Here is a 17,740-nt window from a genome sequence, read left to right as displayed (position 1 = left end):
TCATTAGACCTCTTCATCTGCTGGCATTTGACGTGCTTCCTCTATCAACATGACGGGAATATCGTCTTTAACCGGATAAGCAAGACGGCAAGCTTTACAAATTAATTCCTGAGACTCTTTTTTATAATGCAATTTACCTTTACAAGCAGGGCAGGCGAGTATCTCTAAAAGCGCGTTATCCATTAGATCGTTCCTTTAATATTTGGTGAATAGCCGGAAATACAGGGCTATCGAGTGTGGCCTCAACCGGCAAATACCACATATTTTTGTGAGCAAAAGACTGACATTTTACGGCATCTTTCTCGGTCATTAGAATGGGGAGGTCATCATAAAATCTCAGGTCATCCGGTAAATACTGATGATGATCAGTAAAGTCGTGAGGGTGAACAATAATGTCATGAGCGGCTAAAGAATCAAAAAACCGTTTAGGATGACCGATTCCGGCTACCCCATGGACCTCTTTATGCTGGAAATAGCTTAATGGCATGGTCACGGTCTCATCATGTACATTGACCCACTGCATAGGGTTTAGCTGCATGGAATGACCATGTTCATCACTAGAGCCATTATAGATAATCAAATCAACAGAATTTAAACGAGACAAGGGTTCCCTTAGTGGACCTACCGGCAGGCACTGTTTATTTCCAAAACGTCTTTTACCATCGATAATCACAATTTCCAGGTCACGTGCTAATGCATAGTGTTGCAAACCATCATCAGAAATGATCACATCACAATGATGCTGGCTGAGCAGATGAATCGCTGCTTGTGGACGATCTGGATGAACAACGACCGGACATGCTGTGCGTTTTGCGATGAGTACGGGTTCATCACCACATTGTTTCGCATGGCTGTTTGCTGTGACTTCTAATGGATATTTTCTGCTGGCGCCACCATAACCACGACTGATAATCCCTGGCTTATAACCCGCTTGGCTAAGCTGTTGAGCCAACCATATAACAAAGGGTGTTTTACCGGTGCCGCCAACCGTAATATTGCCCACAACAATGACCGGTACAGGCATGGTGTGCTTGGGCAGCAAGTTTTGACGATAAGCCCACCGACGACAGAATATGACAAGCCGATATAACCAGCTAAGCGGTAATAAAAGCCAATATCTGGTGCCGGACTGATACCAACTGTCAGTTAACCAGCGCATGATGATCAGTCATCCTGAAATTGTAGACGATACAACTCGGCATAGTGTTTGCCATTAGCTAATAATTGCTGGTGAGTACCTGTTTCAAGAATTTCACCATCATGCATGACAATAATTTTATTGGCTTTTTCGATGGTAGATAGGCGATGAGCAATGACCAGCGTAGTGCGTTCACGCATAAGCTCTTCAAACGCCGCCTGGATATGGCGTTCAGCCTCAGTATCCAAGGCAGAGGTGGCTTCATCCAGAATCAGAATAGGTGAGTTTCGGAGCAGTGCCCTTGCAATAGCCAGACGTTGTCGTTGTCCGCCGGATAACAGTACACCATTTTCACCAACTTCAGTGTGTAGTCCCTGAGGGAGTTTCTGAATGAACTCCCAGGCGTGAGCTGACTTAGCGGCTTGTATAATCGCTTCTTCACTAACGTCACCTGCCTGACCATAACTGATGTTGTTAGCTATCGTGTCGTTAAACAAGACAACTTGTTGGTTAACCAGAGACAATTGTTTACGCAAATCTTTTAATGTGAGCTGACTGATATCAACGCCATCAATCAGAATTTGTCCTTTTTCAATATTGTAAAACCGTGCCAGCAAGCTGACTAATGTGGTTTTACCACTGCCTGAATGACCAACAAAAGCGATGGTTTGTCCAGGTTCTGCATGAAAAGAAATATCATTGAGTACGCTTCCTTTTCCCTCATCGTAGCTGAAGCTGACGTGACGGTATTCAATCTGTCCTTTGGCACGGTCCATGGTAAGTGTGCCATTGTCATGCTCAGGTTCTTCATCCAGTAAGGTGAAAATACTCTCGGCTGCTGCGATACCTGCCTGTAGTTTTGAGTTTATTTTTGTTAAGCGCTTTAATGGTGTTAACAACATGAACATCGCCGTGATAAAGGAAATGAAGCTCCCGACTGTGATGGCTTCAAGCACTTCTGGCAGCGTGGCCAGATAAATGACGACAGCAAGGCCTAACACAGTAATTAACTGAATCACCGGCTCACTACAGGCATCCGTGGCTATCTTCTTCATTTGCTGGCCACGGTTTTTTCTGTTGATACGATCAAACCGTTCAGTTTCATACACTTGACTACCAAATGTTTTGACTTCGCGATGCGCTTCAATGATTTCTCCACAGACATGACTGACATTGCCCATAGAACCCTGAATTTCTTTACTGATTCGACGAAACCGTATGCTGACAAAATAAACCAGAACAGCCACAAAGGGGACGGTCACTAAAATGATCAGAGACAGGAAACCATTGAGATAAATCATCCAGGCAATCAGACCAATGATCGTTAATGTGTCACGTATAACAGTCAAAATAGCATCAGTAGCCGCGCCCGCAACTTGCTCGACATCGTAAAGCAGTTTGGACATAAGCTGACCAGAGTTATTTTTGTCGTAAAAACTCGCAGGTAGCGTAATGAGTTTTTCAAACATTTCTTCACGTAAGGTTTTAATGACATTACGTGCAATCCAGCCCAATCCATATGTCGTCAGAAAATTAGCCACACCCCGGATAAAGAACAAACCGATGAGCATCAGTGGCACGTACTTAATCGTAGTGGGATCTTTTTCTACAAAGCTGCCATCAAGTAGAGGTTTCATTAAGGCGGCCATGCCGGTTTCTGTGCCGGCAAAGACAATCATCGCCAGTATCGATATCAGAAAAGCCAGCCAATAGGGTTTAACGTAGTTTAATAAACGCTTGTAAAGCTGGACGGCTGTCAGGGTGACAGGTGTTTGACTCATTGATTATTCCGCAGTTGTTTGACGTGTCGCCAGGGTCAATTTGGTGTAGCCGAGTTGTTGTGCTGTATCCATCGCTGTGACGATAAGTTGATATTCTGCTTTGGCATCAGCACTAATAATCACATGAGGATCATTTTGTTCACCAACAACGCGTTTTAACACCTCGGCTAGCCCAGCGGAGGTGACGTTAGTGACTGCCTGATCATTGATAAGGACTTTACCATCCGCTTGTATCACAATATCGATAGGATCGATCTGCTCAGCCATGGCTTCGCCCGTCGCCTCAGGTAGGTCTACTTTTAATGAGCTTTCACGAATAAAACTGGTGGAGACCATAAAAAACAATAACAGCAGAAAAACGACGTCAATCATCGGGGTCAGATTGACATCGGGTTCCTCAGAGCGTTTTGGTGATAGATTCACGTCTTGCTTCCTCATCTGGATCATACTGACGGTCACCATGCAGAATCTCGATAAGCTGCATCGCTTGTTCTTCCATGCCTACCACTAACATATTAATTTTACCGCGGAAATAGCGATAAAAAATCAAACTAGGAATGGCGACAGCCAGGCCGGTAGCCGTGGTAATCAAAGCTTCTGAAATACCACCTGCCAGCACTTCAGGATTGCCCACTCCGGCGGTGGTAATAACGGCGAAGACTTTAATCATGCCTAAAACCGTACCCAATAAGCCTAGTAATGGAGAAATGGCTGCGATTGTTCCCAATGTGTTGAGATTGCGCTCTAGGGCCACGGTGACATGACGTCCAATGTCCTCAATACTTTCTTTCGTTATTTCTCGTGAACTGTTGCGGTTGACGAGGCCAGCAGCCAGAATCTGGCCAAGAGGGGAGTTGCTTTGCAGTGCTTTGATGCGATGTTCATCAACCTGATTAAACTTTAACCATTGCCAGATTTGGGTAATGAGCTCCTTGGGGGCAATGCGTTTCTTTTGTAGGCTCCAAAAACGTTCTGCGATGATCGCAATGGCAATGACCGAGCAGATAAATAGCGGGATCATTAACCAACCGCCTGCTTTAAACAATTCCAGCATGATGTCAGTCTCAGTTGTTTAAATGAAAATAGCGCTCATGATACGTGAAAATTGACTTACTCAGTAGCTTTCGACGTCCACAATTGTTCTTGTTGTTGACGCCAGAATATTGGACTATCGCCTCTACCGAAGAGGATAGCGCCATTCAAGTCGGTTCTGAGAATGGTACTAGGAATGTTTCTGTAGCGATCAACTACGTCAGTCACAGGAAAACCATACCGATTACGGAAACCAACAGAAAAAACAGCATACTTTGGAGACATGGACTCGATGAAATGACGGCTGGAAGATGTTTTACTACCGTGATGAGGTACAAGTAACACATCGGATTTAAGCGATTTTCCATAGCTGGCTACTAATATTTGTTCGCCTTGTTTTTCAATATCACCGGGTAATAATACTGACAGATTTTTGCCTTTTATCTGGAGGACACAGGAACGTTCATTGTCCGAGCCTGATTGATTTTGAAACGGATGCAAAATTTTAAATTCAACCTGATCCCATTGCCAGTGTTGGCCCGCGGTACACAAGGTGGTGACTTTATGCTCGAGGGGTTGGCTGGTCATGATTTGTGTGACGTTTATATGCTTGAGAATGCCAGATAAGCCACCGATATGATCATTGTCACCATGACTGATGATAACCATATCAACATCATCAATGTCTCGATAACGTAAAAAAGGCACCACAACAGCTTCACCAGTATTAAAGCTCTGACTGTATTTCGGTCCTGTATCAAAGATTAACGTGTGGTGTGTTGTTTCGATGACAGAAGCCAGGCCTTGTCCGACATCTAAAACGCTGACAAAAACATCCCCCGAAGCCGGGCGGTCAGTCTTGTAAAACAAAAGAGGCATTAACAACAAGATAGCGAGATATTTTCCTGGAAAGCCCCTAGGCAACAACATGAATAAAACAGCCAGTACCAACATGACCAATATTGGCCAGGGATAAACGGGTGTTTGCCAGCTGGCAAATGACAAGTGACTTAGCCAGGACAAAATAGACCAGAGACAGTTGAGTAAATAATCTGCCGCTGCTAACAATAATGATGAAAGCTTCATGCTGAGCGGCAAGAGCATCATAGCCAGGATAATCAGCGGTACAATCAATACACTCACCAGAGGTACTGCCATCAGATTGCCTATAGGGGATACGACAGATACATCGTTAAAGAAAATGATCAGTAGCGGTATCAGTGCCACAGCCATGAGGAAATGAATTTTCAGCCAGGCCAGTTTGATACCTGGGAAACGCTGAGTGCAACTCATCAAAATGATCGCAACGGCACCAAAGGATAACCAAAACCCTGCGTTTAACACGGCAAAAGGATCAAGGAATAAAACAATCATGCAGGCGAGTGACAACACATGTGAGGGATAGAATGCACGTTTAAAAAATACAGCTAGCATAGCCAGACTCACCATAATCAATGCACGTTGAGTGGGAATGGATAAGCCTGCCAGGCAAGCATAAAAAATAGCAGTGTACAGTCCGCCCAGTGCGCCTATTCTGTGCGCGGGGATTCGAACGGATGTCAACGGACAATAGCGCCAGAAAGCGCTTGTCACTAAAAAACCTAAAGCGGAGGCCAGTCCGATATGCAAGCCTGAGATCGCCATCAGATGACTGGTGCCCGTGTCGCGTAATACTTGCCATTGGGTTTGATTGATATCGTCACGTTGGCCTATAGCTAAACCGAGTATTAAAGGTAATTGTTCCGCTTGAGGAATGAGTGACCGAATATGCTGCTCGACCTCAGAGCGCCAGGCATTGATCTGCCATTGAGATGATGTGGCCAGTCGCTGATTATCTTCTGCTTTTTTTATATAACCCGTTGCGCCAATGCCTTGGCTGAATAACCATTTTTCATAATCAAAACCACCGGGATTCACCATGCCATAGGGTGGTTTGAGTTTGACAGTGAATTGCCAGCGCTCTCCAGCTTGAGGGATGTCTTCAGGTGGGTAATACCAGCTGAGTTTAATTTTTTTGGGGAGGGATGAATCTTCTGGACAAAATTCAAAACTAATATGGTGATGACCTGTCTGAGGTATGGAGGCGATAAGCCCTTGTACTTGCGTTGTTTTTGCAGGCGTGTCTGCAGCTAGTTTGTTTTGAATAGCTGATTGAGCTTGAAATGCACACCACAATAGTCCGACAATAAAACCTAAAATCCATAGTTTTCGATAATAGGCTAATGCCACGAAAAACAATAATAGTAAGCTCCCTATTACCAGAGGACTGCTGACATATAGACCAAGCAATGTGCCGAGCAAAAATGCAATGGCAGTTTTATTCATATATCCCTATAATGACGCCCGACTTAGCATGTTACTGAGACGCTATGCCTCGTAAATTCCTAAAACGCATCATGCCAGATCACAACACGATGCGCGAACATCCACATCTGCGTAAGTTTGGTCAGCGACTAACTGAACCACGTTTATGGCATACCAATCGACGCTCTATTTCAGGTGGGGTGGCGTTAGGGCTGTTTGTTGGGTTTATGCCGATTCCTGGTCAAATGTTTATTGCAGCGGCATTAGCCATTTTATTCCGGGTGAATCTTCCTATTGCAGCGATGGGTGTTTGGATTACTAATCCTTTCACCATGGCACCTATTTTTTTCTACGCCTATAAACTCGGGGCTTGGGTATTGAGTATCCCCATGGGCGCCCCAGCTTTTAGTCTGACTTGGGAATGGTTTTCAAAAGAGTTTCTGGCCATATGGCAACCACTACTCTTAGGTTGCACAATTCTAGGACTGGTATCCGCCATAGCGGGGATTCTTTTTGTTCGAATAGGTTGGCGACTGGTTGTTATCCATACATGGACACAACGTCAGCGCCAACAAAAAGATAAATCAGGCTCCTGAAGCCAGACAGCCATCAATCAATGTCAGTTGTTGATCCATTTTAGCGGCAAGCCCTGTATCGTGAGTCACAATCACCAATGCCGTGCCAAAATCTTCATTTAATTTCAGAATCAGATCAAAAATCCCTTGAGCTGTTCGATGATCCAGATTGCCCGTTGGCTCATCCGCCAGTAAGCAGGAGGGTTCGGTGATTAATGCTCTGGCCAAGGCTGCCCGTTGGCGTTCACCACCCGATAATTCACTGGGTTTATGTTGAAAGCGATGGGCTAGTCCGACTTTATCAAGCAGTTCGGTCGCTTGTTCTTGAGCTGAGGTGGGTGACATGCCTCCAATCACTAATGGCATAGCGACATTTTCAACAGCCGTAAACTCTGGCAGCAAATGATGAAATTGATACACAAAACCCAACTGCTGATTACGTAATCGACTTGCCGCTTTATTTTTCATGGCATGAATATCTTGACCTTGCACCAGTACCTGGCCCTCTGTGGGAGAGTCAAGTCCACCAAGAATGTGTAGTAAGGTGCTTTTACCAGAACCAGAACTGCCGATAATGGCAATACGATCAGAACGGTTTACAGTCAGGTTCACATTATTCAGCACATCGGTTTTTAACTGACCATCTGTAAAAGATTTTGATAATTGGCTGGCAGATAATACTGCTTGATTAGTCATAACGAAGCGCCTCGGCCGGTTTAATCTGTGATGCACGCCATGAAGGGTAAAGCGTGGAAAGAATCGATAAGACAAAAGCCGTGATAGCAATGACGGTGACATCACTCCATTCTAGCTGTGATGGCAAACTACTGATGTAATACACATCTGCAGGCATGAATTGATACCCGAGCAGTTTTTCTAAACTGGCGATCAAAGACTCAATATTCCAGGCCAGCAGCACGCCACCAACAACACCCATGGCGGTACCGATTAAACCGATTAACGTGCCTTGCACCATAAAAATACCCATAACACTACGTGGACTCATACCCAAGGTACGCAATATAGCGATATCAGATTGTTTATCGGTGACCATCATCACTAAGGTCGATACGATATTAAATGCTGCTACTGCCACGATAAGCATCAGGATGACAAACATCACTGTTTTTTCTGTTTTTAGGGCGCGGAAAAAATTGGCGTGCTGGAATGTCCAGTCAGCAGCTCGATAATTAACGGGAACATCCTGCATGACTTTGCGAAGTAGTTGTGGTGCCTTGAAGACATCATCAAACTTTAAGCGTAAGCCAGTGACGCGATCGGGAATTTTGAATAATTTAGCGGCATCGTTGATATTCATCACGGCTAGGCCGCTGTCATATTCATACATACCTATTTCAAAAATACCGACAACAGTTAAACGTTTAAGACGAGGAATCACGCCTGCGGGTGTGGGACTAACGTGTGGTGTGATCATGGTGATTTTGTCACCGGTTGTCACGCCCATAGCGGAAGCTAAATCTTTACCTAAGACAATGCCAAAGCTACCGTCAGTTAAATCAGCTAATTTGCCTTGAATGATTTTCTCACCAATCGTAGAAACGCTTTGTTCCATATCGGCATCAATACCGCGAACCAGCGTGCCTCTGACACGGCTTCCCTGACTGAGCATGGCCTGACCCTCTACAAAAGGAGCCGAGGCAATCACATCGGGATCATGCTTAATCAAATCCTGTAAATCTGGCCAGTCTCTCAGCGTGCCATCTTCGCCAGTGATGAACGCATGTGAGGTCATTCCGAGAATGCGATCTTTCAGTTCTTTTTCAAACCCGTTCATGACAGACAGCACGGTGATGAGAGCGGCTACACCTAATGCCACACCGAGCATGGAGGTTAATGAAATAAAAGAAATGAAGTGATTACGACGTTTGGCGCGTGTATAACGCATGCCGATATAGAGACTGAGCGGTCTGAACATAATGTCGCCAATAGTGATGAGAGAGAAAACTGATCCTGCTAAGCAGGATCAGTCCATGTTTCGCCTTTTATGATTTCGCGAAGACGGTTTTGGTTCCTTCTGGTGAACCCAGTAACAGCACATCTGCTGGGCGCATCGCAAATAAACCATTGGTGACTACACCGACGATATCATTCAGTGTTTTTTCTAATTTAATAGGTTCCATGATATCTAAACCATGAACATCCAGAATTACGTTGCCATTATCTGTGATCACACCTTCACGATAGACAGGTTGACCACCCAGCTTGACGATTTCACGAGCAACGTAGCTGCGTGCCATTGGAATGACTTCCACAGGAAGAGGGAATTTACCCAGAACGTCGACAAGTTTAGATGCATCAGCAATACAAACAAATTGTTTACTGGCTGCGGCAATGATTTTTTCACGTGTCAGCGCACCGCCACCACCTTTGACCAATTCGAGTAAGTGGTTAGACTCGTCTGCGCCATCGACATACACTTCGATGTCGTTGCAATCATTTAAATCAAATACTTTGATGCCATTCGCTTCTAATTTTTGTGTTGAGGCTTCTGAGCTTGATATTGCGCCTTCAATACGATCTTTGATGGTGGCCAGCGCATCAATGAAGTGATTCACGGTAGAGCCTGTGCCAACACCGACAATTCCGTTACCTTTGATGTACTCAAGCGCTGCCCACGCAGCTTGTTTTTTCATTTCATCAGCATTCATATGCAGCTTCCTTTGTTTCAATACACTTAAAAATTATCCCGGCAATTATAGAGATAAATGGCGGTCAATGGTAACGTAAGCGATTGCTTAGAAAATGATGACAGGATTTAGCTGTTGATCACTGAGTCTTTTTTTCAACATAACTGACTGATTTGGGCTGAAATGCTGACTGGATACGTAGAAAAAATTCTTAAAGCGCGCGTTTATGATGTGGCAAATGAGACACCTCTTGAGGTTATGCCTCGTTTATCGAAGAGATTAAGCAACACGATTTTGCTTAAACGAGAAGATCTTCAACCGGTTTTTTCATTTAAATTACGCGGCGCTTACAATCGTATGAGTCAGTTATCTGCTGATGAGCGAGAACGTGGCGTTGTTTGTGCCTCAGCGGGCAATCATGCGCAAGGCGTAGCGCTGGCAGCGAATAAAATGAATATTCCTGCTTTGATTGTCATGCCCAAAACTACACCACCTATCAAGGTGGAGTCGGTGCGGGCTTATGGTGCGGAAATTAAACTGCACGGCAATAGTTATGACGATGCCAGTGCTTATGCCTTATCCGTTGCTGAGAAAGATGGTCGCACTTTTATTCACCCTTATGATGATCCTGAAGTCATTGCCGGACAAGGCACGATTGCGATGGAGATTATCCGTCAACACCCTGATCCTATTCATGCCGTATTTGTGCCTGTCGGTGGTGGTGGATTGATATCCGGTGTGTCCGCTTATATCAAAGCATTCTGGCCAGACATTAAAATCGTTGCGGTTGAACCGGCTGATGCAGCTAGCCTGAAAGCGGCGCTGGAGGCGGATGAGCGTGTCAAACTGGATCAAGTCGGATTGTTTGCTGATGGCACGGCGGTCAGACAAATTGGTGTCGAACCTTTCAGAATCTGTCGTGAAACAGTGGATGAGGTCGTGACTGTCAGTAGTGATGAGTTATGTGCAGCCATTATGGATATCTTTCAGGACACGCGTTCTATTGCTGAGCCATCTGGCGCACTCGCTGTGGCTGGAGTAAAAAAATACTTAGCCAACAACCCGATGGAAAATCAGCAACTCGTTGCCATCAATAGTGGTGCCAATATTAATTTTGATCGTTTACGTCATGTTGCTGAGCGCTCCGAAATTGGTGAGCGTCGAGAAGTCTTGTTTGCCACTAAAATTGATGAACAACCAGGCAGCTTCCAAAAATTCTGTAAAACACTGGGTGAACGAGGGATTACTGAATTTAATTATCGTTACGCTGATGACAAGCAAGCTCAGGTTTTTGTTGGTGTCAGAATGAACGGCCAGGAAGAAGAACGCCAACAATTATTTTCACAGCTGGATCAAGCTGGGTATGACTGGGTTGATTTCACTGATAATGAAACTGCCAAGTTACATGTACGTTATATGGTCGGTGGTCATGCCCCTCAGGTAGATAATGAACGTCTAATTCGTTTTGAATTTCCAGAGCGCCCAGGCGCCTTACTACGGTTTCTAACGCGCATTGGGCAGCGCTGGAATATCAGCCTTTTCCATTACCGTAATCATGGGGCTGATTATGGTCGTGTGCTGGTGGGCATTCAGGTGGGTGATGATTATAAACAGGAGTTCCAAATCTTTTTGGATACGCTTGGATACACTTACTGGGAAGAGACCGACAATCCTGCTTACGATCTGTTTCTGAAGTAATAAGGTAGCCACGGCAGTCATTTATGCTGCCGTGGCTTTGGGCTTTATTGATTGAGTTTGATACTGCCGCGAACGTTCACTGAAATTTCGTTACTGCCGCCGGCTAATGCAGCTGGTGCAGCTTTGACTCTCATATCCGCTGACATCATATTGGCGCGTTCCATCATTGGCATTGGGGTAAATGAATTACCATCAATGGATATGGACACAATTTCATAACCACTGCGATCAAATTCAGTGCTGATGAGTTGTGCTTTATCTTTGAATTTGCTGATAGCTTGTTTAAGTAAATCGGTTTTGACTTTTTCAGCACGATCGTCTGAGACCATAAACTGCATAGATTGAATATTGGCCAGTGTATTGATGTCCGCAATAAACTGACTCATTTGATCAAACTGGCGGGTTTCAAGCGTCAATTGCTGACTGACGCGCCAGCTGGCAATTTTGCCCTCATCATAAACGGGCTGCGTGGTGTAATTGGATGTTTCAGCTTGAATCGCATTGAAGTTTTTCACCGCATCCAGAACCAGCGCTGTTTTTTTGTTGACCATGTCAGTTAATTTGGCAGGGTCTTTTCCTTGTTCAAATACTTGTAAACGCGTTATAAGTTCATCATTTTCAACATTCATGCTGGCACTGGTATCGAGTGAGACTATACCCATTTGAGCAAGGTCTTCAGCAAAAGTGAGGGGGCTCATGGCTAAAAGCGAAATAAATGCCAAAGTGTGTTTCATAGGTCCTTCCTTAATTGAATAAAAATGCTGCGTCTTTTAAGACTAGCTCAAAAGCGTTAAGTTTTGATATATCATGCTGGCAATAATCAGTCGAAATTGATGGTGGCGTTGTATAAAACTCACCGTCTGTATTTCAGCATAGTTTACATAATCAAAAATTGAGGAACACAATGAAAGCAGAACAAAAAATCCTGCCTGATGCGACGAGTTTAATTAAAGCAGCCGCAGAACATTTTGTCAGTACAGCTCGATCAGCGATTGCAAAAAGAGGTGTTTTTTATGTGGCCTTGGCGGGTGGTTCAACACCTAAAGGCTTGTATGAAAAATTAGCTACCTCACCTTATTTAGAACAGATTGACTGGGCTAGGGTACATTTGTTTTTTGGTGATGAGCGTTGTGTTCCCGCTACTCACGATGACAGCAATTTTAAAATGGCGCGTCAGGCCATGATCGATTTAATTCCTATTCCAACAGAGAATGTGCATCGCATGCCAACTGAGAGTGGTGATGCGGCTGATGTCGCTGTTCATTATGCCGATACTATGAAATTTGTGATGAAAGATGCACCATTTGATTTAGTGCTGCTCGGATTGGGGCCTGATGGACATATTGCATCCTTATTTCCAGACACGCCTGCTTTAGATGTGACGGATACACTTACCACTCATCTTTATGTTGAGAAATTTGACTCATGGCGTGTGACTATCACCTATCCTGTTATTAATGCCGCACGTCAGGTGATTGTTTTCATCGCAGGAGAAGCAAAAGCGGCTATCGTAAGTGATATTACCAGCGATGCTGTATCAGGCTTACCTGTTCAGCGTTTGGCGCCTCAACACGATTATTATTGGTTTATGGATCAGGCGGCTGCAGGTAAGTAACCATGACACATGTGCTGGCTGTCGATGTAGGTGGGACTAAAACGCTATTTGAGTTATCCGATGCAAATGGCCAAGTGACCCATAAACTGAAATTAGACAGTCAGCGCTTTGATACCTTTGATGCCATCCTGACGGCATTTATTGAACAGCTTCCTCAATCGTGTGTTATCAACATTGCTTGTGTCGCACTGGCGGGTCCGGTGAGTGGACAATATGGCCAAGTCACTAAGCTGCCCTGGAAGTTAGATGCCCGTGTCATTGAAAAGCAGTTTTCAATTGAAAGGGTCATACTTTGTAACGATTTCGAAGCAGTGGGTTATGGTATTGCGGGTTTAGCTGATAGCGAGGTTGAGACGTTACAAGCGGGTGAACCCAATCAGTCATATCCCCGTGTTGTATTAGGTGCTGGTACGGGATTAGGACAAGCTATTTTGATTCCGCAGGAGAATCAGTGGCAAGTTTTTGCAACAGAAGGCGGGCATGTTGATTTTGCCCCCTTAGATCGAACCCAACAGCTTTTCCTGGAGCATCTCCAGCAGCGACATGGTCATGTTTCTTATGATCGTATTGTTTGTGGAAGCGGGCTTGTCAGTCTCTATCATTTCCTACGGGACTATAAGCAAATTGATGAAAATAACGCGTTACGTCTGGCGATGGTAAACAGTGATGCCGCATCGGCTATCAGCCAGTTCGCCATAGAAAAGAATGATATTTTGGCAAATGAAGCCTTAGATATGTTCGTACGTATTTACGCTGCTCAAGCTGGTAATTTAGCGCTGACCACATTGGCTCGAGGGGGCGTTTATCTGGTGGGTAATATTCTGCTGAAAAATATTGCCAAGTTCAGAGCGCCATCATTTATCAACAGTTTTGTTGAAAAAGGCCGCATGACAATGTTGATGGAGCAGATACCGGTTCATATCGTGCTTGATGATGAAGTCGGGCTAAAAGGTGCTCGCTTCTTAGCACAAAAAGCCATGTATAATTAACATATGAATGAACATAATAACGATATTTCAGTTGATGTAGAAACCACCTACCTGGATGAAGAATCTGATCCAGAAAAAGCACGCTATTTGTTTGCTTATACCATCACCATTAAGAATCAGAGTCAGTCATCGGCCAGATTATTGTCCCGTTATTGGAAAATTACCGGTGGTGATGGTCATGAGCAGGAAGTGGAAGGGGATGGTGTGGTAGGTCTGCATCCTTATCTTGCACCTGAGCAGGAATTCACTTACACCAGCGCAGCAATGTTGGATACACCTGTCGGTATGATGCAAGGTCATTACAAGATGCTGGGAGATAACGGTGAGCGATTCGAAGTCAATATTCCGGCATTTACCCTAGCTGTTCCACGCACGCTACATTGATTGTCTTCTGAGCTTTTCAGAATGCTGACAAGCAATAAAGAGAAAGTCGTCTGGCTAAGTTTAGTTTCAATAGCTTTGCTTGTTTCTGCTATTGATCCAGTGGCAGACCGGTTGACCTGGTTTATGGAAACCGTGCCCGTGATGATAGCCATACCCATATTGCTTATCACTCACAGACAGTTTCCCCTGACGATTATTTCCGTTCGAGCGATCAGTCTCTTTGCTTTTATATTAATTGTGGGTGGTTATTACACTTACGCAGAAAATCCATTGTTTGAATGGATTCAACAAACGTTTGATCTAGCCCGCAATCATTATGATAGGTTGGGTCATTTTATCCAGGGCGTGGTACCGGCTCTGTTATCCCGCGAAATATTATTACGAACTTCACCACTGCAACGCGGCAAGTGGTTATTTTTTATAGTGTGTTCCATCAGTCTTGCCATCAGTGCTTGTTATGAATTTGTGGAGTGGGCGGCTGCAGTGATTAATGCCCAGGCTGCAGAAGCTTTTCTGGGAACACAAGGTGATAACTGGGATACACAATGGGATATGTTCTTGGCTTTAAACGGCAGCCTATTTGCTCAATGGTTTTTTGCTCGCATCCAAGATCGTCAATTGGGTGCGTTACTGCCCTGACCGTCGGCACACTCCGGTAGAATTTTTGCCACACACCGTGCCATCAATCCATATAGCGTTGTCTAATTTAGTCGTGAGAGTAATGGCACCGCTGATATTAGCATTAGTTAGATCAGCATACGATAAGTCCGCATTCGATAGATCTGCTTCGACTAAATCCGCTTCTCGCAGGTTAGCACCTTTAAGATCAGCATTATTTAATTGGCTATAACTCAAATTTGCTTTACGTAGATCGCTATACGCTAAATCTGCTCCTGATAATTGACTATTCATCATGTTGCTATCAGTGAGAATGCTACCCCGCATTTGGGCCATTGAGAGATCAGCATTTGTCAGAAGTTGACCAGAAAGCTGACAGTTATTCCAGTTAACATTGGGGGCGGCTGGTGATTGACAATCAGATTGCGGCGTTGGCAGTTTGGTTGGATAAAAAAAGGCTAAACTGGCGACCACGCTGAGTATGATTAAAATGATTAAGCTGGGCCAAAGTATTTTCTGATGACGGTTGCGATGACGGTGCATTAAGGTGCGACGCAGAGCTCGTCTTTTTAGAGCAACGTCGGCTTCTTCCTCGCGTCTCTCGCCTTTGCGTTGTTGCAGAATAGTCTCGTCAACTTCCGTGGGTGGGGTATTGCGTCTGTCCTCACCAGTACGCTCATCCAGATAACCCTTGATGGGTGACGCCTTTTGTTGGGGGACAGTGAAATCGTCAGAATCAGCAAAAGTATGCCAATGTCGCCGATCTCGGGATACCTCATCATCTGAGGCAAGTCTCCCCACTTTTAAATGATTACTGATAACAGAAGCTGTAAACGGGCCAGAAATTTTCCCTTGCTTACGAATATACCATTGTCCGTGTTTATGTCTCATTGCCATTGCTCTTAGCAATAACCAGATTGCTATACTAGCACCATGTCGACTTGTATAGTGGCTTTATGCAAATAAATAGATTCCAACAGCCTAACACGGAAGTGATTTCAAATGCCTCTTCAAAACTGGTAGACACGCTGCCTGCCGGACAAAAAATGGAGGCAACCGTCATCGCAAGAGTGAATGCCGAACAAGTCAAACTTCAGCTCGGAGATAAGGTTGTCCATGTCAACACACAACAAGATCTCTCTGCCGGGCAGAAGGTCATATTGCAGAAGTCTATTGAGTCGGGCCAACCCGTGATTCAGCTCACACCCGTAGTGTCAGCTAAGCCTGAAATACAAGCAGCGACATTAGCTACGCTATTAAAATCCGGACAGGTCATCGCTGCCGATGTGGTGAAGCTACTCGCACAAAACCAGCTGTTAGTCACACCTAAATTTGTGACTGATAAGGCAGTTAACTCGTCCCAAGCAGCTCAACTTAGTCAATTAAATGCGGCTTTACCCAAGCATATGGAAATTAATGTCAGTCACCTTAATCAAGGATTTAAGGTTGGCGACAAGCTGGCGCTTGAGATTCTAAAAACCATACCTTTATCAGTCAAAATAATGCCAGATAATGCGACACGTGAAGAGCGTATTGTCAGTTACCAAAGAGCGTTATTACCGTTATTACAAAATTTCGTCACTAAGCCGGCGACAATGAATACCTCGGCCACAAATACACCCACTTTGCCTGAGCCTGTCAGGCAGGCATTGACCAATGTAATCCAAAATTTAGTCGATAAGCAGACATTACAACAGCCAGAAAAATTACAACAAACGATCAACAATAGTGGTGTTTTTCTTGAAAGTCAGTTGAAACAAAATGTAGCACAATCAAATTTACAGCAGAATTTGAAAGCCAACTTACTGCGTCTAGCTGATACGCTGAAAGCACATATACAGTCACCATTACTACCTAAAATTCTGGATAATCCTGAGTTGATTAAACAGCTACCAACGGAGGTTCAGACAGCAATCAAACAAGTGTTATCAGCCCCTCAGGAACTGCGTGCGCTACCTGCGCAAATTTCACCTGCTTTAGCCAATAGAGGACAGACACCAACGCAGCTCTTATTCAGTTTATTGGCGGGGTTAACAACAGCAACAACAGCTGAAAAAACACAATCCCCCCAAGCATCGCCCAATACGTCAACTGCTATGCCATTGCCGACCACGAATATGACAGCAAACGCTCAACAAGCTGTAACACGTGCTATTGAGTATCAGATGATGAGAGATTTGTTACAGGATGTGGAATCGGTCAGTGCAAAAATTCAATTCAATCAATTATCGATGGTGCAGGATAATGATTTGAATACCAATGCGAATGTCTGGTTGTTTGATTTACCTGTTAAAGAAAAGCAGCAACTTGAACTATTGCAAATGCGAGTTGAGCAACATTTTCCCAACAAAAATACAGATGACGACTCCGTGCTGTGGCAAGTGCAGTTGAACCTGGAAACGCAAAATTTAGGTCCGATGCAGGCTCGTATTAGTCTGCAAGACAAAAATGTGAGTGTGGTGATTTTGGCCGAACGCCAGCAGAGTGCAGACTTACTTTCAAGTCACTTAGATAACTTAGATGGACGACTCAATGAGATGGGGTTTTCCATTCATCACCTGAGTTGTAGACAGGCGCTTGTTACTCCGGTAACGCCCGTAAACACGACACGTTTGAACGATTATCTTGTGGATATTTCAGTATGAGTGAAAAGGATGTATTACAGGCGATTGCCCTGGAATATGATGGCGAGAATGCTCCTATTGTCACGGCGAGTGGTCAAGGGGATATTGCTGAAGAGATTATCCGGATTGCTCGGGAGCACAATATTCCTTTGCGTGAAGATGCGCTGTTGACCGAGATGTTAAGTGAACTGAATTTGGGTGAAGAAATTCCACCGATGCTCTATCGGGTGATAGCAGAAGTGATTGCTTACGCCTATCTGATATCAGGAAAAGTTCCTGTAAATAAAAGAGAAAATAAAAATGGAAACTGAGCTAAATACTTTTGAGGTATGAA

Annotated in this window: 19 protein-coding genes; 8 read left to right on the top strand and 11 right to left on the bottom strand. The window is 44.4% G+C overall.

Annotation, left to right across the window (positions count from 1 at the left end; translation table 11 throughout):
- Nucleotides 1–3 precede the first annotated feature (3 nt).
- The 6 genes from B3V56_RS08930 to B3V56_RS08905 are packed head-to-tail and all read right to left on the bottom strand — an operon-like array spanning nt 4 to nt 6,276.
- Complete coding sequence (locus B3V56_RS08930; RefSeq protein WP_091712526.1) at nt 4–183, bottom strand: Trm112 family protein; 180 nt, start codon at nt 181–183, stop codon at nt 4–6.
- A complete protein-coding gene (gene lpxK / locus B3V56_RS08925; RefSeq protein WP_289283202.1) occupies nt 176–1,159 on the bottom strand; it encodes a tetraacyldisaccharide 4'-kinase in 984 nt (327 codons plus the stop codon). The genes B3V56_RS08930 and lpxK overlap by 8 nt, the downstream gene beginning before the upstream one ends.
- Nucleotides 1,160–1,164: 5 nt before the next feature.
- The gene (msbA, locus tag B3V56_RS08920; RefSeq protein WP_286303932.1) at nt 1,165–2,919 is read right to left on the bottom strand and encodes a lipid A export permease/ATP-binding protein MsbA; all 1,755 of its coding nucleotides are present in this window, start codon (nt 2,917–2,919) and stop codon (nt 1,165–1,167) included.
- Nucleotides 2,920–2,922: 3 nt separating this feature from the next.
- Nucleotides 2,923–3,342 (bottom strand): ExbD/TolR family protein, encoded by a 420-nt coding sequence (locus B3V56_RS08915; protein WP_286303933.1) that lies wholly within the window; start codon nt 3,340–3,342, stop codon nt 2,923–2,925.
- Nucleotides 3,317–3,973, bottom strand: coding sequence for a MotA/TolQ/ExbB proton channel family protein (locus B3V56_RS08910; protein WP_286303934.1), 657 nt, complete (start codon nt 3,971–3,973; stop codon nt 3,317–3,319). Before B3V56_RS08910 ends, B3V56_RS08915 begins: the two co-directional genes overlap by 26 nt.
- 56 nt (nt 3,974–4,029) lie before the next feature.
- Nucleotides 4,030–6,276: a DNA internalization-related competence protein ComEC/Rec2 gene (locus tag B3V56_RS08905; protein WP_289283205.1), complete on the bottom strand. Its 2,247-nt coding sequence runs from the start codon at nt 6,274–6,276 to the stop codon at nt 4,030–4,032.
- Nucleotides 6,277–6,320: 44 nt separating this feature from the next.
- On the opposite strand from B3V56_RS08905, the gene B3V56_RS08900 reads away from it, so the two are divergent.
- Nucleotides 6,321–6,851 (top strand): DUF2062 domain-containing protein, encoded by a 531-nt coding sequence (locus tag B3V56_RS08900; protein WP_286303937.1) that lies wholly within the window; start codon nt 6,321–6,323, stop codon nt 6,849–6,851.
- Here the strand turns inward: B3V56_RS08900 and lolD are convergent.
- The 3 genes from lolD to rpiA all read right to left on the bottom strand — a co-directional run bounded on the left by lolD (nt 6,840) and on the right by rpiA (nt 9,499).
- A complete protein-coding gene (gene lolD, locus B3V56_RS08895; protein ID WP_289283206.1) occupies nt 6,840–7,526 on the bottom strand; it encodes a lipoprotein-releasing ABC transporter ATP-binding protein LolD in 687 nt (228 codons plus the stop codon). The two genes, B3V56_RS08900 and lolD, sit on opposite strands and share 12 nt — an antisense overlap.
- A complete protein-coding gene (locus B3V56_RS08890) occupies nt 7,519–8,766 on the bottom strand; it encodes a lipoprotein-releasing ABC transporter permease subunit (protein WP_286303939.1) in 1,248 nt (415 codons plus the stop codon). Before B3V56_RS08890 ends, lolD begins: the two co-directional genes overlap by 8 nt.
- A 67-nt stretch (nt 8,767–8,833) precedes the next feature.
- A complete protein-coding gene (gene rpiA, locus B3V56_RS08885) occupies nt 8,834–9,499 on the bottom strand; it encodes a ribose-5-phosphate isomerase RpiA (RefSeq protein ID WP_289284186.1) in 666 nt (221 codons plus the stop codon).
- A 162-nt stretch (nt 9,500–9,661) separates the two neighbouring features.
- Here rpiA and ilvA point away from each other — a divergent pair, with 162 nt between their 5' ends.
- On the top strand, nt 9,662–11,176 hold the full coding sequence (gene ilvA, locus B3V56_RS08880) for a threonine ammonia-lyase, biosynthetic (protein WP_286303941.1): 1,515 nt from the start codon (nt 9,662–9,664) through the stop codon (nt 11,174–11,176).
- Between the two features lie 44 nt (nt 11,177–11,220).
- On the opposite strand, the gene B3V56_RS08875 is transcribed toward ilvA, so the two are convergent.
- Nucleotides 11,221–11,910 carry an SIMPL domain-containing protein gene (locus B3V56_RS08875; protein WP_289283208.1) on the bottom strand — a complete coding sequence of 230 codons (690 nt, stop codon included), beginning with the start codon at nt 11,908–11,910 and terminating at the stop codon, nt 11,221–11,223.
- A gap of 170 nt (nt 11,911–12,080) precedes the next feature.
- Here B3V56_RS08875 and pgl point away from each other — a divergent pair, with 170 nt between their 5' ends.
- The 4 genes from pgl to B3V56_RS08855 are packed head-to-tail and all read left to right on the top strand — an operon-like array spanning nt 12,081 to nt 14,803.
- On the top strand, nt 12,081–12,791 hold the full coding sequence (gene pgl, locus B3V56_RS08870) for a 6-phosphogluconolactonase (protein ID WP_289284185.1): 711 nt from the start codon (nt 12,081–12,083) through the stop codon (nt 12,789–12,791).
- A 2-nt stretch (nt 12,792–12,793) separates the two neighbouring features.
- Nucleotides 12,794–13,780 carry a glucokinase gene (glk, locus tag B3V56_RS08865; RefSeq protein ID WP_289284184.1) on the top strand — a complete coding sequence of 329 codons (987 nt, stop codon included), beginning with the start codon at nt 12,794–12,796 and terminating at the stop codon, nt 13,778–13,780.
- A gap of 3 nt (nt 13,781–13,783) precedes the next feature.
- Nucleotides 13,784–14,164 (top strand): Co2+/Mg2+ efflux protein ApaG, encoded by a 381-nt coding sequence (gene apaG / locus B3V56_RS08860; RefSeq protein WP_289243199.1) that lies wholly within the window; start codon nt 13,784–13,786, stop codon nt 14,162–14,164.
- A gap of 21 nt (nt 14,165–14,185) precedes the next feature.
- On the top strand, nt 14,186–14,803 hold the full coding sequence (locus B3V56_RS08855) for a DUF2238 domain-containing protein (RefSeq protein WP_289284183.1): 618 nt from the start codon (nt 14,186–14,188) through the stop codon (nt 14,801–14,803).
- Here the strand turns inward: B3V56_RS08855 and B3V56_RS08850 are convergent.
- Nucleotides 14,792–15,673, bottom strand: a complete 882-nt coding sequence (locus B3V56_RS08850; RefSeq protein ID WP_289284182.1) for a pentapeptide repeat-containing protein — start codon at nt 15,671–15,673, stop codon at nt 14,792–14,794. The genes B3V56_RS08855 and B3V56_RS08850 overlap by 12 nt on opposite strands.
- 65 nt (nt 15,674–15,738) lie before the next feature.
- On the opposite strand from B3V56_RS08850, the gene B3V56_RS08845 reads away from it, so the two are divergent.
- Nucleotides 15,739–17,427, top strand: a complete 1,689-nt coding sequence (locus tag B3V56_RS08845; protein WP_289284181.1) for a flagellar hook-length control protein FliK — start codon at nt 15,739–15,741, stop codon at nt 17,425–17,427.
- Nucleotides 17,424–17,717, top strand: coding sequence for an EscU/YscU/HrcU family type III secretion system export apparatus switch protein (locus B3V56_RS08840; RefSeq protein WP_286303950.1), 294 nt, complete (start codon nt 17,424–17,426; stop codon nt 17,715–17,717). Before B3V56_RS08845 ends, B3V56_RS08840 begins: the two co-directional genes overlap by 4 nt.
- Nucleotides 17,718–17,740 lie beyond the last annotated feature (23 nt).

It is taken from the genome of Methylophaga sp. UBA2513 (assembly GCF_002341285.1).
Taxonomy (GTDB): domain Bacteria; phylum Pseudomonadota; class Gammaproteobacteria; order Nitrosococcales; family Methylophagaceae; genus Methylophaga; species Methylophaga marina.
This window is presented reverse-complemented; position numbering and strand designations above follow the sequence as displayed.

Excerpts from the sequence above, each read along its gene's own strand:
- B3V56_RS08930 (WP_091712526.1), bottom strand. The coding sequence starts at position 183 with ATGGATAACGCGCTTTTAGAGATACTCGCCTGCCCTGCTTGTAAAGGT.
- lpxK (WP_289283202.1), bottom strand. The coding sequence starts at position 1,159 with ATGCGCTGGTTAACTGACAGTTGGTATCAGTCCGGCACCAGATATTGG.
- msbA (WP_286303932.1), bottom strand. The coding sequence starts at position 2,919 with ATGAGTCAAACACCTGTCACCCTGACAGCCGTCCAGCTTTACAAGCGT.
- B3V56_RS08910 (WP_286303934.1), bottom strand. The coding sequence starts at position 3,973 with ATGCTGGAATTGTTTAAAGCAGGCGGTTGGTTAATGATCCCGCTATTT.
- B3V56_RS08905 (WP_289283205.1), bottom strand. The coding sequence starts at position 6,276 with ATGAATAAAACTGCCATTGCATTTTTGCTCGGCACATTGCTTGGTCTA.
- B3V56_RS08900 (WP_286303937.1), top strand. The coding sequence starts at position 6,321 with ATGCCTCGTAAATTCCTAAAACGCATCATGCCAGATCACAACACGATG.
- lolD (WP_289283206.1), bottom strand. The coding sequence starts at position 7,526 with ATGACTAATCAAGCAGTATTATCTGCCAGCCAATTATCAAAATCTTTT.
- B3V56_RS08890 (WP_286303939.1), bottom strand. The coding sequence starts at position 8,766 with ATGTTCAGACCGCTCAGTCTCTATATCGGCATGCGTTATACACGCGCC.
- rpiA (WP_289284186.1), bottom strand. The coding sequence starts at position 9,499 with ATGAATGCTGATGAAATGAAAAAACAAGCTGCGTGGGCAGCGCTTGAG.
- ilvA (WP_286303941.1), top strand. The coding sequence starts at position 9,662 with ATGCTGACTGGATACGTAGAAAAAATTCTTAAAGCGCGCGTTTATGAT.
- B3V56_RS08875 (WP_289283208.1), bottom strand. The coding sequence starts at position 11,910 with ATGAAACACACTTTGGCATTTATTTCGCTTTTAGCCATGAGCCCCCTC.
- pgl (WP_289284185.1), top strand. The coding sequence starts at position 12,081 with ATGAAAGCAGAACAAAAAATCCTGCCTGATGCGACGAGTTTAATTAAA.
- glk (WP_289284184.1), top strand. The coding sequence starts at position 12,794 with ATGACACATGTGCTGGCTGTCGATGTAGGTGGGACTAAAACGCTATTT.
- apaG (WP_289243199.1), top strand. The coding sequence starts at position 13,784 with ATGAATGAACATAATAACGATATTTCAGTTGATGTAGAAACCACCTAC.
- B3V56_RS08855 (WP_289284183.1), top strand. The coding sequence starts at position 14,186 with ATGCTGACAAGCAATAAAGAGAAAGTCGTCTGGCTAAGTTTAGTTTCA.
- B3V56_RS08850 (WP_289284182.1), bottom strand. The coding sequence starts at position 15,673 with ATGAGACATAAACACGGACAATGGTATATTCGTAAGCAAGGGAAAATT.
- B3V56_RS08845 (WP_289284181.1), top strand. The coding sequence starts at position 15,739 with ATGCAAATAAATAGATTCCAACAGCCTAACACGGAAGTGATTTCAAAT.
- B3V56_RS08840 (WP_286303950.1), top strand. The coding sequence starts at position 17,424 with ATGAGTGAAAAGGATGTATTACAGGCGATTGCCCTGGAATATGATGGC.